Source organism: Erythrobacter sp. S249 (genome assembly GCF_057364975.1).
The window spans coordinates 2486994-2503326 of record NZ_CP200287.1 but is presented as its reverse complement, the minus strand read 5'-3'; the positions used below and the strand labels follow the sequence as shown (position 1 = coordinate 2503326).

13 protein-coding genes and 1 pseudogene are annotated in these 16333 nt (G+C 59.4%); 4 read left to right on the top strand and 10 right to left on the bottom strand.

From position 1 onward, the window contains the following. Positions 1-3 precede the first annotated feature (3 nt). Genes AC0V6V_RS11810 through AC0V6V_RS11795 form a run of 4 tightly spaced genes read right to left on the bottom strand, consistent with a single transcriptional unit; the run spans position 4 to position 3613 of the window. A complete protein-coding gene (locus AC0V6V_RS11810) occupies positions 4-669 on the bottom strand; it encodes an ABC-type transport auxiliary lipoprotein family protein (protein ID WP_486165562.1) in 666 nt (221 codons plus the stop codon). A 14-nt stretch (positions 670-683) separates the two neighbouring features. Continuing rightward, positions 684-1631, bottom strand: coding sequence for an MlaD family protein (locus tag AC0V6V_RS11805; RefSeq protein ID WP_486137238.1), 948 nt, complete (start codon positions 1629-1631; stop codon positions 684-686). Between the two features lie 54 nt (positions 1632-1685). Then, entirely contained in the window at positions 1686-2498 is an 813-nt protein-coding gene (locus AC0V6V_RS11800) for an ABC transporter ATP-binding protein (RefSeq protein ID WP_486165561.1), read from the bottom strand. A gap of 2 nt (positions 2499-2500) precedes the next feature. Beyond that, entirely contained in the window at positions 2501-3613 is a 1113-nt protein-coding gene (locus tag AC0V6V_RS11795) for an ABC transporter permease (protein WP_486165560.1), read from the bottom strand. A 235-nt stretch (positions 3614-3848) separates the two neighbouring features. Here AC0V6V_RS11795 and AC0V6V_RS11790 point away from each other — a divergent pair, with 235 nt between their 5' ends. Continuing rightward, the gene (locus AC0V6V_RS11790) at positions 3849-6746 is read left to right on the top strand and encodes a valine--tRNA ligase (RefSeq protein ID WP_486165559.1); all 2898 of its coding nucleotides are present in this window, start codon (positions 3849-3851) and stop codon (positions 6744-6746) included. Between the two features lie 285 nt (positions 6747-7031). Here AC0V6V_RS11790 and AC0V6V_RS11785 read toward each other — a convergent pair whose 3' ends face one another. Next, entirely contained in the window at positions 7032-7652 is a 621-nt protein-coding gene (locus AC0V6V_RS11785) for a UrcA family protein (RefSeq protein ID WP_486166341.1), read from the bottom strand. Here AC0V6V_RS11785 and AC0V6V_RS11780 point away from each other — a divergent pair. The 3 genes and pseudogenes from AC0V6V_RS11780 to AC0V6V_RS11770 all read left to right on the top strand — a co-directional run. Beyond that, a pseudogene (locus AC0V6V_RS11780) lies at positions 7627-7701 on the top strand (hypothetical protein); the annotation flags it as partial. The gene AC0V6V_RS11785 and the pseudogene AC0V6V_RS11780 overlap by 26 nt on opposite strands. A 66-nt stretch (positions 7702-7767) precedes the next feature. Continuing rightward, on the top strand, positions 7768-8481 hold the full coding sequence (locus AC0V6V_RS11775) for a LysR substrate-binding domain-containing protein (RefSeq protein WP_486165557.1): 714 nt from the start codon (positions 7768-7770) through the stop codon (positions 8479-8481). A 550-nt stretch (positions 8482-9031) separates the two neighbouring features. Beyond that, on the top strand, positions 9032-9775 hold the full coding sequence (locus AC0V6V_RS11770; RefSeq protein ID WP_486165556.1) for a 7-carboxy-7-deazaguanine synthase QueE: 744 nt from the start codon (positions 9032-9034) through the stop codon (positions 9773-9775). 244 nt (positions 9776-10019) lie between these two features. Here AC0V6V_RS11770 and AC0V6V_RS11765 read toward each other — a convergent pair whose 3' ends face one another. The 5 genes from AC0V6V_RS11765 to AC0V6V_RS11745 all read right to left on the bottom strand — a co-directional run bounded on the left by AC0V6V_RS11765 (position 10020) and on the right by AC0V6V_RS11745 (position 16325). Next, positions 10020-11849, bottom strand: coding sequence for an ATP-binding protein (locus AC0V6V_RS11765; protein WP_486165555.1), 1830 nt, complete (start codon positions 11847-11849; stop codon positions 10020-10022). Positions 11850-11959: 110 nt separating this feature from the next. Beyond that, complete coding sequence (locus AC0V6V_RS11760; RefSeq protein WP_486165554.1) at positions 11960-12724, bottom strand: TIGR02186 family protein; 765 nt, start codon at positions 12722-12724, stop codon at positions 11960-11962. After that, positions 12721-13632, bottom strand: a complete 912-nt coding sequence (locus tag AC0V6V_RS11755) for a sulfite exporter TauE/SafE family protein (RefSeq protein ID WP_486166093.1) — start codon at positions 13630-13632, stop codon at positions 12721-12723. Before AC0V6V_RS11755 ends, AC0V6V_RS11760 begins: the two co-directional genes overlap by 4 nt. Positions 13633-13722: 90 nt before the next feature. Beyond that, the gene (locus tag AC0V6V_RS11750) at positions 13723-14892 is read right to left on the bottom strand and encodes a hypothetical protein (protein WP_486165553.1); all 1170 of its coding nucleotides are present in this window, start codon (positions 14890-14892) and stop codon (positions 13723-13725) included. Next, positions 14889-16325 (bottom strand): glycosyl transferase family protein, encoded by a 1437-nt coding sequence (locus AC0V6V_RS11745; RefSeq protein WP_486165552.1) that lies wholly within the window; start codon positions 16323-16325, stop codon positions 14889-14891. The genes AC0V6V_RS11750 and AC0V6V_RS11745 overlap by 4 nt, the downstream gene beginning before the upstream one ends. Positions 16326-16333 lie beyond the last annotated feature (8 nt).

Genomic DNA, 16333 nt, shown 5'->3' with positions numbered 1-16333 from the left:
GGCTCACTCTGGCTGAGTGGACGATGCGCTCGCAGGATTGACCAAAGTATCCGCCAATTCCTGAGCCACACGGTTCGCCGCGCGGTTCAGCGCCTGCCCGACCGCTGCGGGTTCGGCGATCACGCCCTCCTCCACCGCTTCAAATCGGCGCGTGACAAACGCGCTATCCTCAGCGCCCCGGTCCTGCGAGATGATCGCATCATAGCGCACCACAACGGCGGAGCGCGCAGCGTCATAGCCGAACTCTCGTAAAGTCCCGCGAATGGCCACCTTCGCGTCCAAAGGAGCATCATCTGTATCGAGCACCAGCACGCGGCCGCCAGAGCGCGAACGCAAGGTTTCGCCAATCAAGCGGCGAAACAGCCGCGCTGGTTTTTCGACCCAGAAGGCGTCTTGCAAATAGGCAACCTCGGTTTCGCTGACCCGCACCGGAATGCGAGTGACATCAAGGCGAGCGGGCACCTCTGGCGTCGCGACAAAGATCGCGTCATCGTTGACGATCGGGCCTCCTTGGCCAGCAGCCACTGATGCGGTCGGCGTCAAGGTCAGCAGGCTTTCCGGCGGCTCTGAGCCAAGGCTGACGCAGGCGGAAAGGCCGATGGCCAGCGGCGCGATAACAGCCAGTTTCAAGGCCTTAAATGCGGCGGAACGCGCAGATGAACGGTTCATAGTGAGCGGCCCTCTCATGGCTCGTAATCCGGTAAAGTCTGACCCTGTAGCAGCGCGCCTGCGCCCTGATTGTCGAGCTTTTCAGTGACATTGCGCAGCGCCCGGCTGGTCGCGCGCAAATCTTGCAGCGTCGCCTCAGCGCTCGGAATGGTGCTCTCGCGCAATTGCCGCGCGGCGGGCCGTGTGTCTTCCAGTGTTTTTGCCAGCTCTGCCGCCGCCAGATTGGCCGAGGCGAGCGTGCCGCGCAGCTCTTTCGACAGCGCGGTGCCCTCTTGATTGATCAGGACATTGGTCGATTCGGTGATCTGCTCAAAAGCATCGAGCGCCTCGCCCGCTTCGCGCAAAGCAACCTCAAGCTCGGTAAACGTGCCCTCCAGCCGCGGTGCGGCATTGGCAAGCTCGCCCGACAGGCGATTGGTGTTGGCCAAAATGCCAGAGATTTGCTCCTGATTGTCAGGGCCCAGAATGGTGTTCAGCTGCTCCGTCAAAGTCGCCAAGCGCTCCAGCAGCAGCGGCGCGTTGGCGACAATCTCGCCAAAGCCGCCCCGGCCCGGTGGGATCACCGGCGCGCCTTCGGGGCAGGCGGTGGTCTCACACGTGATTTCGGGTGCATCCTTGCGCGCGCCATCCAGCAGGATCGTTGAAACGCCGGTAAAGCTGGCCTCGATGCTGGCCTCGGTCCCGACCAGAATAGGCACGTCTTGTTTTACGCGGATACGGACACGGACAAACTCAGGGTCTTCTTGTGACAGCGCGATTTCGCGCACTTGGCCGACGGGAACGCCAGCGTAGGAAACCTGGCTGCCATTGGCGAGGCCAGAGACAGACTGGTTATAGAAAATATCATATTCGTTCTGTTCGCCCTGCCCCAGCCGCGCGATCCAAACGATAAACGCCGCCAGCGCCGCCAGCAGCACCAACGTCACAGCTCCTACCCAAAGGTGATTGGCCCGTGTTTCCATTGCCCTACCTATGCCTGTCCATCGCAGGACTTGTCTATGGACTTGTCCATCTGTCTACCCCTGCTCGCCGCGTTGATGCGTTGATAATGCGGCGCGCCCACGCGGGCCGTTGAAATACTCGAGGATCCACGGGTGCCCGGTTTCGAGCAATTCCGGGATCGTGCCCACGGCCACCACTTGCTTGTCGGCGAGCACGGCGACCCGGTCACAAATCTCGTACAGAGTGTCGAGATCGTGGGTGATCAGGAATACCGTGAGGCCCAGCGTTTCCTTCAATTCCTTGGTCAAGCTGTCAAAAGCCGCCGCTCCGATGGGATCAAGGCCAGCGGTTGGCTCATCAAGGAAGAGCAGCTCTGGATCGAGCGCCAGCGCACGGGCCAGGCCGGCGCGTTTCTTCATGCCGCCAGACAGCTCTGATGGGAATTTGGCGATGGCGTCTTCGGGAAGACCCGACAGCAGCACCTTGTACCGCGCGATCTCGCGCCGCAGCTCGTCTTCAATGTCAGGGAAGAACTTCTTCAGCGGCACTTCCACGTTCTCACCCACGGTCAGCGTCGAGAATAGCGCCCCGCCTTGGAACATCACGCCCCAGCGGTTGCGCACGCCAAGATCTTGATCCGGATCAATGCCGGTGATCTTGCGGCCAAACACCGAAATATCGCCAGCGGTGGGAATTTGCAGACCAATGATCGAGCGCATCAGCACCGATTTGCCGGTGCCAGAGCCGCCCACCACACCCAGGATCTCACCCTCGCGAACCTCCAGCGACAGGTCTTCATGTACGGAGAAATCGCCGAAACGGTTTTCCAGCCCCTGAACCACAATCGGAGGGTTGCCGCTGAAACGTGGGTGGAGCGTGTCTTCCATCCTCACCCCCAGCCAATTTCGGTAAAGAACACGGCGAAAAACGCATCGAGCACGATGACCGCAAAGATTGCAGAAACCACCGCCATAGTGGTGCGCAGCCCGACTTGCTCAGAATTCCCGGAGACGCGCATGCCGTGATAACAGCCCGCTAGGCCGATGATCAGGCCGAACACCGGCGCTTTGATCAGGCCGACCCATAGGTCATAGGTCGGCACAACTTCCTGAATACGCTCCAGGAAGGTGAAGAACGGAATACCGAGCGCGACCTGGCCAACCACCGCGCCGCCGATGATCGCGACGATCGAGGCATAGAAGCCCAGCAGCACCATCATAAATGTCGATGCAAGAATGCGCGGGATGACCAGCACCTCTGCCGGGGAAATGCCTATGGTGCGCATGGCATCGACCTCTTCGGTCAGTTTCATCGTCCCGATCTGCGCGGCAAAGGCGCTGCCAGAGCGGCCCGCAACCATAATCGCGGTCATCAGCACGCCCAGCTCTCGCAGAGTAATGCGGCCAACGAGGTTCACAGTCAGCGCCTCTGCGCCAAATTGTTCGAGCTGCACCGCGCCTTGCTGAGCGATCACAATACCGATGAGAAAGCTCATCAAGCCAATGATCGGCAGAGCGGAAACGCCAACCAGCTCCATCTGGCGCACCATCGCCTTCATCGGAAAACGGCTGGGATGGCGCATCAGCCGGCCTGCAGCGATTAAAACCCGGCCAAGGAAGCCGACAACGCCGATGATCCCGGTGCGCATGTCATAGACCAGCTCACCCATCGCCTCGGGCACGCGTTCCCACACGGGCACGCGCGGCGGGGTGATATCAGCATCGCTGCCTGCGGTCTCGACCGCATCAAGCAGGCGCTTGGCCCGTTCGTTCGCACCAACGATTTCAGCATCATTGCGGGCGGCCAGGCGGCACATCACCCAGGCGCCAATGGTGTCGATTTCTTCAACGCCGGACAGGTCAATCGTTGTGATTTCTTGCGAGAGGCTATTCAGTTCCCGGTCGAGCGGGCCGACGGTGGATACGAGCAAGGGACCCTCGAGCGCCAACGCGATGCGCCCGGCCTCGTCCTCGGTCACAGAGAGTTGCGCGGCCCCATCCATGGTTGAGGCTATGCGGACAAATTTCGCGCACCACAAGCCATCTGTTTCTGCGCAGGCGAAACTCTCCGTTGCGTCGCAGCATGACGGCTGTATTGGAGTGGGTGATTTTTTCTGAGGTCCGTAGCCTCCCACGCCCTCCGCCCTCACGCCCGGAACCTACCGGGACATATTCCGGGTGGTAGGGCGGAGGGCGTGGGAGGCTACGGCCGCGAGCATACGCGAGCACAAAGCCAAAATGACCGACCAACTACCCACCACCTTTAGCCCCGCCGATATTGAGGCGCGCTGGTATCAGCATTGGGAAGAGAAAGGCCTGTTCCGGCCAGAGCGTCCGGACGCGGAACCCTTCACCATCGTGAACCCGCCGCCAAACGTCACCGGATCGCTGCATATCGGCCATGCGCTCGACAACACGTTGCAAGACATTGTGATCCGTTATGAACGGCTGCGCGGTAAAGACGCACTGTGGGTGGTCGGCATGGATCACGCCGGGATCGCTACGCAAATGGTGGTCGAACGCCAGATGGAGGAACGCCAGGACAAACGCACCAATTATTCGCGCGAGGAATTCGTCGAGAAAGTCTGGGAGTGGAAGGCCGAGAGTGGCGGCGCCATCACTGGCCAGCTGCGCCGGTTGGGCTGCTCAATGGATTGGTCGCGAGAGCAATTCACGATGGACGAGCATTTCACCAAGGCCGTGCTCAAGACCTTCGTTGACCTTTACAATGATGGCCTGATTTACCGCGACAAACGGCTGGTCAATTGGGACCCGAAGCTGAAGACCGCGATTTCGGATCTTGAGGTTGAGACGCAGGACCTGAAGGGCAGTTTCTGGCACTTCAAATATCCGCTGGAGGATGGCGTAACGCTGGCTGATGGCCGCGACTACATCGAGGTTGCGACGACGCGGCCCGAGACGATGCTGGCCGATATGGCCGTCGCCGTCCACCCTACGGATGAGCGCTATGCCAGCGTCGTTGGCAAGCATGTCGTCCTGCCGATCACGGGCCGCAAAGTGCCGATTGTCGCCGATGAACACGCCGATCCAGAGCTGGGCAGCGGCGCGGTGAAGATCACGCCGGGCCACGACTTTAATGACTTTGAGGTTGGCAAGCGCGCCGGGATTGCGGCGGGCGATATGCTCAACATGCTCGATGGCGATGCGAATGTTTGTCAGACCTCCGACGGGCTGGTCCCAGAGGAATTCCTCGGCCTGCACCGCTTCAAGCGAGCCAAAGAAGATGGGGGCACGCCGGGCGCACGCGAATTGGTAATCGAGCGGCTGAAAGAGCAAGGCTTCCTCATCCCGCATATCGCCAAGACCAAAAAGGGCGAGGAGCAAGAACTCGACGCCGAACCGCGCACCATTGCAACACCCTTTGGCGACCGCGGCGGCGTGGTAATTGAGCCATGGCTGACCGATCAATGGTATGTCGATGCGGAAAAACTCGCCGCGAAACCGATTGAGCAGGTAAAATCGGGCGAAATCGAAATAATCCCGCAAAGCTGGGAGAAAACCTTCTTCAACTGGATGGAGAACATCCAGCCATGGTGCGTTTCGCGCCAGCTATGGTGGGGCCACCGGATTCCGGCTTGGTTTGGGCCGAAGTTGCAGGACGACGGCACGCTTCGCCAAGACCTAGATAACTCGGATGCGATGAAAGCGTTTGTCGCCAGTGCCGAGACAGACGCCATTGAGGACGCACTTGAATACTACGGCAACAAGATGCCCATCTCGGTGATTGAAGATAGTAAGCGCAAAGCCATCCTATGCGATCCCAATGATATTCCGGGCGAAGAGTCGTTGCTCTTCAATCAAGACCCAGACGTCCTCGACACTTGGTTCTCATCCGCGCTGTGGCCTTTTGCTACACTCGGCTGGCCCAACGAGACCAATCTGCTCGAAAAGCACTTCCCCAATAATCTGCTGATCAGCGGCTTTGACATCCTGTTCTTCTGGGACGCGCGGATGATGATGATGGGGCAGTACAATATGGGCAAAGCGCCCTGGCCCAAGCTGTATTTGCACGGCCTGGTCCGCGCAGCCGACGGCGCGAAAATGTCCAAGTCGAAGGGCAATGTCGTCGATCCGCTCGGCCTGATTGACGAATTTGGCGCGGATGCGCTGCGTTTCTTCATGGCGGCGATGGAAAGCCAGGGCCGCGATATCAAAATGGATAATGAGCGGGTCAAAGGATATCGCAATTTCGCGACAAAGCTCTGGAATGCGACGCGTTTCTGCCAGTCCAATGGCATTGGTGCATCCAGCACTCTGGCCGCTCCAGAGGCGCGGCTGGCGGCGAACCAATGGATCATTGGAGAGGTTCAGCAGACCGTAGAGGCGCTGGACGCGGCGATGGCCGATCTGCGTTTCGATGCGGCGGCGAACACGATCTATCAATTCACCTGGTCGCGCTTTTGCGATTGGTATCTGGAGTTGATCAAGCCGGTCTTCGCCGAAGGCGCAAGCGAGACGGCAGCCGCCGAAACCCGCGAAGTTGCCGGGTGGGCGCTCGATCAAATCCTCGTCATGCTGCACCCGTTTATGCCGTTTATCACGGAAGAGCTGTGGCACGCGCAAGGCGCGCTCAACGGTAACGATCGCAGCGAATATCCGATCATCACCGCCAAATGGCCCGATCCGCGCAGCCATGTCAGCAAGCCTGCGACGCAAGCGATTGACTGGGTGATCGAGCTCACCAGCAATGTCCGCAGCGCCAAAAACGAGCTAGGCATTGCCCCCGGCGCGAAACTGGCGGCGTTCCTGCCAAGCGCATCAGAGCTCGCCAGCAGCACAATCGAGCGCAGCAGCGCCGCGATCGAACGGCTCGCCCGCCTGACCCCGGTGACCCTGGGCGAGGCGCCCGATGGCCCGGCCATGCAAGTGACCGCAGGCAGCGACGTCTTCGTGATCCCGCTAGAAGGGATCATCGATATCGCCGAGGAAAAAGCGCGGCTCGAAAAAGCGCTCGCAGCGAGCCAGAAAGAGGCAAAATCTCTCGAAGGCCGCCTGGGCAATGCGAACTTTGTCGAACGCGCCAAGCCCGAAGCGGTGGAGAAGGCCAAAGCCGACTTCGCGCATCACTCGGCAGAGGCAGAGCGGCTGATGGCGGCGCTAGCGCGGCTGGGGTAGGTTCCTGCTTCGCGACATGCCTACAGAACCACGATGCTAGCTGGTTTCAGGCAGGCGCTAGGAAGTGGTTATGGGTGACGGTTTTGTAAGACGAACGTTCGCCAGAGCCACTCGTTGATTGGCAAATGCGTGTGGCCAATGACCAACGCTCCTATTCGAGGGAAGCGAGCGATCGGCAAACAAATGGGCTCAGACGCAACCGTACTCTGTAAATTGGGATCTTAGACACGACTAACTCCGACAAGGCATAGCTTGCCGGAGTTAGTCGCAGTTTGACCGAAAAAATTAGCGGCGTGCCGCCCGAAATACCGGTTTCGGATCTTGCTTGGACAGAAGCGAAAGATCAGGGTGAGCGATTGCCGCGACGAATTGATCGGCAAGATCATTTGCGCAACGCTCGATGGCGGCCTGTGGCATATCAAGCGCCGCACTTTTGCACGAAAGAAAAGCTTCGGACTTGATGCGAGCCAGTAGCAATTCACGCTTGGTCGGAGTGGTCAGTTCACTCTCTTTCAACGCAAATTCAACCACCTCTTCGGCTTGAGCGACATTTGGCATCGCAACGGCGAGAAATACGGCTGAAAACGCGGTCATTAATTTTGTCATGCTAGCCTCCTTTATGCTGCACTGCAGTATACCCAGCCCGGATTTCCGTTCCATCGCAAAGGAGGCAATACCAAATTGCAAAATTGGAAACGCCCTAAAGGTATTGAAAGTATTGGTATTTCGACGATTGCCTTTGGGGTCTTCGGTGAGCAAAGTGTTGTGCACTGCAGCATTGTGGTGCATGTAAACGAAGCAAACAAAGGAGCTACTCATTCGTCGCCTGCCGCCCACTGGAAGTTTAGAAGCTTTTGTCGCTGCGGCGCGATCAGGTTCGCTGCGGCGCGCATCGCTCGATCTCAACCTTTCGGTTTCTGCCTTAAGTCGCCGCGTTCAAAAACTCGAGCAGCATACGGGTTGCCCGCTTTTCATTCGTCGAGGGAATGAGTACCGGCTTAATCAGGAGGGGCGCCGTCTTTTGGCGGAGATTGAAAAGCCTTTTGACGAGATACTGGCCGCTTTCGAACAGCGTGGTCCAATCAAGAGTAAGAGTTTGGCAGTTGGTGTGCCGACGTCGTTCGCGACCGCTTGGCTGATCCCGCGATTGGAAGCATTTCGAAAGAGCAATCCTGACATCAATCTCCAACTCGACACATCTGGTTCGCCGGTTGAGAAGCTTGGAGAGAGTCTGGATATGATCATCTTCTTCGCGGAAGAAGGCGCGGAACCGGTGGAGGTTGAAGTGTTGCGACCTCAAGGAGCGTTCCTTGTGGCTCGAGAAGGGCTGGTCGATAGCCGAGATGGGCTGAAAAAGGCTCTCAGATCCACGCCAATTCTAGTCCATCGGGATTTGCCCCACATTCTGGAAGACTGGAAGAGCGAGATTGGGCTGACAGATGATCTTGATCTTAAGATCGATAAATTTGACGACGGGCGTCTATTGATTGCTGCCGCGCGAAGCGGGCTTGGATTGGCGCTCGTTCTGGAAGACATGGTGACGTTTTACGGCGACCCAGCGGGTCTGGTGCGGCCATTTGGCGAATATGTGCCTACGTCCTGCAGTTATGTGGTCGCGATACGGCCAGCATCGGGCAGTGTGCACGCGATTGAGCGCTTTCGTTCCTGGCTTGTGAGTGAGACAGAGAAAGAGCGCCAGAGCATTCGGGCTGGAAAGATGCTGGAGACGCAATAGCGCCTCCAGCGAAAGTTTGGGAGAGGGTCAGGCGGCAAGGCCGCTTGACGAGACATAGATCATATAAATCTCTGAGACTTGCCATCGCAGAGAGGGAAAGGCGCGTTGCACAACTTGCAACGCCTCGTTTTCTGATTTTTGTTCGGCGCTTGGCTTTGTTTGGACGGGTGCGAAATCATGAAATTGGGCTTTCGGCCGGCAAATGGTCGCTCGCTCAGAATCTCCAATTTTCGAATGGGCTGCCGAACGAAACACTCTTCCATAGTTTCCTACGCTACCGGGATATGCGAAAGGTTCGGGTTATGGACCATGCTGCATCCCTTCCGCTTCAATCGATAAAACCGATTAATGCCCACACCTGTGATCGATTGGTTTTTGGCGCTAGGACTGTGTTCCAGGTGTTCCAAGCGTGCACTAGGAGCGATGAACTGAGTGGGGCCAAGCCACCCGCGCCCTCCACCCTTCCACCCGGAGCCTACCGGGATACCATCCGGGTGGAAGGGTGGAGGGCGCGGGCGGCTCGGTCACTCACAACAGAAAGCGCTCGACCATGAAGCTGGTGCTGGCAACAGACGGTGCGGTGGCGGATGGCGGCGGGCCGGAGATCTTCGCCTCTCTGCAAGGCGAGGGGCCGAGCGTCGGCACCCCGGTGGCGTTCATGCGGCTCTCGCGCTGCAACCTCGCCTGTACATGGTGCGACACGGCCTACACCTGGCGCTGGGACGAGAGCCGCCCGCACCGACGTGGTATCGCGTTCGAGCGCAAGGCCAATCAGGTGACGTTAGAGGTAGCGGACGTCGCGGCGCGCATCCTGGCGCTGGGGCAGAAGCGGCTGGTTATCACGGGCGGAGAGCCGCTGCTCCAAGGCGCGGCGCTAGCCGATCTGATGGCGCTGATCCCGGATATGGAGATCGAGATCGAGACCAATGGCACGACCAAAGCGCCGTCTCATGTCGACATTCGCGTTGATCAGTACAACGTCAGCCCCAAGCTCGCGCATTCGGGCAATGAGGGAAGCCAAGCGCTGATCCCGGAGCGGCTCGACTTCTACGCGTGCGATCCGAGGGCCTACTTCAAGTTCGTGATCGCTTCGCCAGAGGATGTGGAGGAGGTGCTGGAGCTACAGCGGCGCTACATGTTCAAACCCGGCCACGTCTTCCTGATGCCAGAAGGTACCGACAGCGAAACGCTGCGAGCGCGCGAGGAATGGCTCAGCCCGCTGTGCCTAAAACATGGCTTTCGCATGTCAGACCGGCTGCACATCCACCTGTACGGTGATGAAAGGGGTACGTAGCTTGCTTGCACCCTCAAGCGCCGGGCGCGGGCCATCCGGCCCGCTTGGCTTTCGCGGCATAAGCCGCGGCGCGCGGTCACGCTTGCGAACCCTAGCGGCTTCGAAACTGCGCCATCCATCTGGCTTGGTCGCGGAGCACGGCGCGCAGCGCCGCACGGCCAAGTGGCCGTCCGCAGCGATGCGACCTTTAGGTCGCATGAGCGAGGATATCGCACGCTGGGTAGCGTGCGGAACACAAGAATCGCTAACCTTGAGAACGCCAGCGCTGGACGACGCGGCTCACGACCTCTTCCTCGCCGCCGCCTTCGGACCACAGCTCAACAAAGCTCGGGTCTTCGGATGCGGGACGCTTGCTCTCTTCGAGGTTGTCGAAGCTCACGCGGATCGGGATCGCGACACCCTCGCCGCAGATGATCACCTCGCGGTTGCGCAAGGCGGGGATGGAATCAAGGAAGCCGCGCGCGCCTTCCGGCATGGCGGCCTTCACGAAGGCTTGGTCGCGGTCGTTGTTGAGACGCATGGAAAGGATGGTGCCGCATTGTGACAACACGCCTTCGGCAAGGTCGGATGGGCGCTGGGTGATGAGGCCCAGGCTGATGCCGTATTTCCGGCCCTCTTTCGCGATCCGGCCAAGGATGCTGGCAACCGATGAGCCGTCCGAGTTCTTCTCGTTTGGAACATAGCGGTGAGCCTCCTCGCACACGAGCAGGATCGGGCGGGTCTTCTCCTCGCGGCCCCAGATCGCAAAGTCGAACACGAGGCGGCTGAGAACGGCAACCACGGTCGAGGTGATGTCTGATGGGACGCCCGAGACGTCGATGATCGAGATCGGCTTACCATCGCCGGGCATGCGGAACACCTTGGCGATGAAGTCCGCCATCGTGTCGCCAACTAGCATGCCGGAGAACATGAACTGATAGCGTGGATCAGCTTTGAGTTCGTCGAGCTTGCCCTTGATCCGCATGTAGGGCGCAGAGGATGTGGCCTTGTCGAGCTTGCCCATTTCGTCCTGCAGCTTGGTCGCGAGGTCGGACAGCAGGTACGGGATCGGGGAATCTGTGGTGATCTTGCCCATTGTCTCGGCCAAACGGTTCTTGGAGCGCGCATGCAGCAAGCACTTGGCGAGAATGTCAGAATCGACCTGGCGTTCGTTGCCATCGCTGGTGAGGAGAACTTCGCAATGCTCCTCGAAGTTCATCAGCCAATACGGCATTTGCAGGTTCGACACATCGAGGATGTGGCCGGTTTGACGGAAGGCTGCGGAATACTCGCCGTGAGGGTCAATCATGACGATGTGACCCTGAGGCGCGGCCTCACAAATGCGGTGCAGGATGAGCGCAGCGCTGGTGGATTTACCGGTACCGGTAGAGCCCAGCAGCGCGAAGTGCTTGCCCAGCATCGCGTCGATATACATGCCGGCGCGGATATCCTTAGTCGGATAGACGGTGCCGATTGTGATGTTGGCGCGGCCATCGCTGGCGTAGATCTGCTTCAAGTCTTCGGTCGTCGCCGGATAGACCAGCGCGCCAGGGACCGGATAGCGCGTCACACCACGGCGGAAGCCATGGATACGGCCCGTCAGCTTCTCTTCCTGGCCCTCGCCGAGGAAGTCGATGTTTGCGGTGATGCCTTTGTCGTTGCGGCGATCCTTGCGCTGGTCACGCACATTGGCCAGCAGCCATGCATCGCCCACACGGATCTTGATCTGGCTACCAACTTGGCCAGCGAGCGCGATAGAAGGATCGGCGTCTTCCATACATTCAGCGAGGCGTTGGAGATCGATGGCGACCTGGGAGCCAGCACCGGAAATCTCTAGGACCACGCCGATGGGTTGCTTGGCATTTTCGTGCGACTTCTGCTCAGCAGCCGACAGCGAGGTTGGCTGACCCGCAGCAGCGGGCTGCGGAACTGGAGCGGGCGAAGGCGTTGCCTCGGGCGCTGGCGCGGGTGCAGTAGCTGGTGCAGGCGCGCTGGTTGCGGCATGCATCCCCGCGACTGCATCATTGGCGCCATCGGTTGCACGTGCACCACTTTCTTGCGAACGACCAAAACCCGGATTGCTCATATCTGTCATGAGATCACACTTTCCCCAAAATTATCTGGGGTCACCCATACTCAGATTGAGGTTAAGATCGCGTCAAGACTGCATGAAAAGCTGCGCGATGGACCGCGCGGCACAACGGCTTAAACCTTTGCGAACACCCGGCCGGCGAACCATCCCATGAACACCGACAGCGCAATTGCACCCAGCCCATAGAGTAATGCCCAGCGATTGGCTGCGTTTACGACCCGTCCTTCAAGCCCGACCTTTTCGACCGAAATCGGCGCAGTCGCGCTGGCAAGCACCCGCCCGTTGGCAATCGCAAAGGTTTCCGCTGTGTATTGGCCTGTCGTCACATTGGAGGGGAGATTGATCCGCGCTTGATACAGCACTTTCTCCGTGATCCTGACGCCGTTCATATCCTCTTTGTAGAGGCCCAACCGCCTGCGCATATCAACAAGGCCATCGGAAAAGCGGGTCTGCGTTTCCGGCTCAATCTGGCCGGAGGGGCTGAGCTGAATAAAACTCGTCCCAAGCTCATAGATTGCGGCGGTTCGCTCATCGACGATTTCGGGGATCGGGCGGGATGAAGCCACCGCGAAAAACGCCGGTGCGGAGCGAAAATCGGTGCTTTCCGCGTTCATCCAAATCCCAGCGATGCGCTCTTTCTCGCGCAGCCGGATCGCCTCTGCGGGGCCTTTCAGCACAACGACAATATCATATTCGGTGCCGCGCGCAGGGCCCGCTGGATCAACAATCGCACCGTAAAGCAGCAGATCAGCCCCCGTAAAACCTTGGCGAACCTCCACCCGCTTTTGACTGACCTCAGGCACCAAAATTGGCTCTCGCTGAGCGCTCAAGAAGATCGCTGCAAGGCCCAGGAATGCAAGGCGCACCGCCGCCATCATAGCGGGCTCACCGTGTAAATCTCGTCAGGCTCAATGCCCAATCCATAGAGCATGCGCAGCGCCACAAGGATCACGATTCCGGCCAGGATCAGACGCAGCAGCTCAGGCTTAGCCTTAAGCGCGATCTGGGTGCCAAATTGCGCGCCCATCACTGAGCCGAGCAGCAATAGCCCCGCCAAGACGATGTCCACCGCTTTGGTGGTCAGTGCATGGGTCATGGTCGTCACCATCGTCACAAACAGGATTTGGAACAGTGAGGTTCCCACCACCACATTGCCGCTCATCCCCAAGAGGTAGAGCATGGCTGGCACCAAAATGAAGCCCCCACCCACGCCCATTAGCATGGTGAGGATACCCACCAGCACGCCGAGGATGAGCGGGGCGAGCGGGGAGATATAGAGGCCGCTGCGATAGAACCGCCAGCGCATTGGTAAATTGGCAACCAGAGGGTGGTGGCGGCGTTTGCGCGGTTGCTTTGTCGCGCCCTTGCGCGGCCATAGAGCCTCAACCGCCTCGCGCGCCATCAGCCCGCCGATGGTGCCCAGCATCACTACATAAAGCACGTTGATCACAACATCGATCTGGCCAATGGATTGCAGCAAACGGAACAGCAAAGCGCCGATCAGCGCGCCGACGATACCGCCGCCGACCATCACCAGGCCCATGCGGTAATCCACGCCGTTCCGTTTACGATGAGCGAGCACGCCAGACACGCTGGCACCAGTTACCTGCGTCGCAGCAGAGGCCGCCGCGACCGTTGGCGGAATGCCGTAAAAAATCAGCAATGGTGTGGTAAGAAACCCGCCGCCAACTCCAAATAGGCCAGAGAGAATACCCGTCAGCCCGCCCAACATGACGATGTAAAAACCGTTCACTGACAGATTGGCTATGGGCAGGTACACATCCATAGCAGCGGCGTAGCCCAGCAAGCGGATGGATTAAAGACAATGCTGAGCGCAAACCCCGTTATTCATGAAGGGGTTGCGGCGAAGCCTCGCTTAGAACCGAGTGGAAATGGTCACAGCAACGCCTGAGGACGGCGCAGCATCGCCAGACACCCGCTCTCGCCAGTCAACCGAAAGACGAGCTGGCACCTCACCAATCCGCACATCAAGCCGCGCGGTTGGCCCCAGATCGACCCGGTGGATGTCTGCCGCTTGCCCAGCCCCCTGGTACCCGGCCCATACGCCGCCACCCACGCTAATGCGGGCAGACTGCGGCTTAGCAAGATCGAATTTGGCCACCTCACGCGTCACCGCCAATTGGCCGTCGACAAAGGCGACGGAGTTATCGCCGCTGACATAGCCGCCTTGGGCATAGACTTCGGCCTTTGTGCCCGCAGGCAAGGCGACCGCTGGAATCTCAGTGGTGGCAAAAGCAGAGCCGCGCACCTCGGTGTCGAACGTGCCCTCGGTCACTCGCACTTCGCCATGCACGCGCAGCGGCACAGCGCCAAGCGGACGGGCAGACACGCCAAGCGCCGCCTCGCTCTCTCCATTGCTGACCAATGCGCGGTAAGCACGCACGTAAGCGCGCGCGTCATGACGAGAACTGGGCGCCGCGCGATATTGCAGCACCGCGCCCGCTTGGCTGGCGCCGTAGACCGGAACGCGACCCTGCGAGACAAGTCCGGAATTGGAACCCTGACGCCAGAATGCCCAAGCATCGAGCGACCAACGATCAGCTTTGGCATTACCGCCATTGTCGGTTCCGCTCTCCGGCAGGCTCCATCCGGCGCCGGGCGCATCTTGTACCAGCCGATTGGGAGCGCTCGAACGCGCCCATGCGTCTTCGACCGCACGCGGCAGAGGCAGCTGGCTCATCGCCGCCATCAGCAGCATTTGATGCCCCGCGGCGACATGCAATGTGTCGGAGAATATCTGTCTTCCGCGCAGCTGGTCCGCGGTAAGGTCCATCGCTGGGACTCTTGCTTGGACGGGAGCCGTGAAGCCTGCGCCGGCGAGCTGATCTGGGCCAGGCGCTTTTACAGCCACCAATTCGGGCTCAGCCGGAGCCTCCGCAAAAATCGCGTCGACCGACTTTGAAAAGCTCTCAGGGATAGGAAACGGGCTTTCCCAGAGCATTGCGCGCCCGCTGATCCATGCGGCCAAGACAAGCCCAAGCATGGCGAGCGGCCCGCCGCGTCGTGATTGTGCAATCTGGGTCATATGCGGCCACCTGCTGGCTGAGTTACCCGTGCAGGCTGCGCTGAATGGTCTGTCTTATCCCATACGATAGCGCGCCCGGCGAGCGTGCCGATGTACGCCATAACCGCGCGGCGGCCCGCCATAATCGAAATAATATTAGCAATTGGAATGCGCAGGACAGCGCGGACACCCTCTGCCGTCCCATACTCGCGCGCAGTGAAGGCAAAGCGCAAGGCCGAGCGCCAGCAGAATGCACCCAAATTGATCCAAAGCAGCCCGATTGCGATGTGAGAATATGGCAGTGGTTCACCATAGCCCAGCTTAATCCCGAGCCAGATCGCAGCGGATATCGCCAGCAAAGCATAGCCCATCAGCAGGACGAGAGCGGTGAACGGCCCTCGCCGGTCGCGTGCCCTCATCCAGCTCTCGACGAGATTGCCAGACCAGCCCATGCGGTCCCAGCCTTGTAGAGCAATACCGTGCACCCAGCGCGTCTTCTGGCGCACCACAGTGTCGATCCGATCAGGGAAGAACGCGCGTGTTGCAATCAGCCGTCCATTGGCAGCGCGTGCGCGGATAAAGCGCGACTTTCCGCCCATCTCCGTGATGCTTAGCCCCATTTCATAGTCTTCGGTCAGGGAATCGGCGACGAAAGGCTGACGGTCGGCGTGGCGCATGCGCAAATGCTCGATCGCTTCGCGCTCAATCGCGCAGCCAACCCCTGCCCCTGGGAGCGCAGCGCCCAGAGCATCGCGCACCACCATACCCTTGCTGTGAGATTCGGCGAATTCCTCGCAATAGTGGCTGCCGATCCAGCGGCTTTCCTTGTTTCGCAGTGCGTGGACGGGAAGCTGTACGAATTGCGCGCCGTCCGCATGCTGGCCAATGTGCCGGTCGAGCAATGATAGCGCGGCAGGATCGACCAAGTCCTCTGCATCGTGAAACACAACCATGTGATTGCGCACACCGCGCCGACGCTCATCATCGCACATCGCGCCGTAAATCCGGTTCAAACAATCGGCCTTGGTGCTGGGGCCATCGCGGTCATGGATCACAATGCGCAGGCGCGGATCGGCATTGGCGGCATCACTCGCCGCAGCGATAGTCGCCGAGTCGTTGCGGTAACAACCCACATACAAACGCAGTCCCTTTTGCGGCCAGCGCTTCAGAACTTCAGAGACTGTAACGCCGATCACCTCAGCTTCGGACCAAGTCGGAATGAACACCGCCGCATCGCCGCAAAGCTCGGGTGTTTCGCTTTCATCTTTTTCAAATTGTTGCGTTTTTGCACGCCCGGTGAGCTTCAGCCACAACCAAGTAACGTCTACTAAAAGATCGTCAGCGGCGCCTATTAGAAAGAATATACCTGCGAATAAAAGCAGTTCGTGCTGAAACAATACCAGCCATTGCCAGACGTCAAAATTTATTAGTTGCAAGCCGACCCCCGTCCCCACTTGTGCAA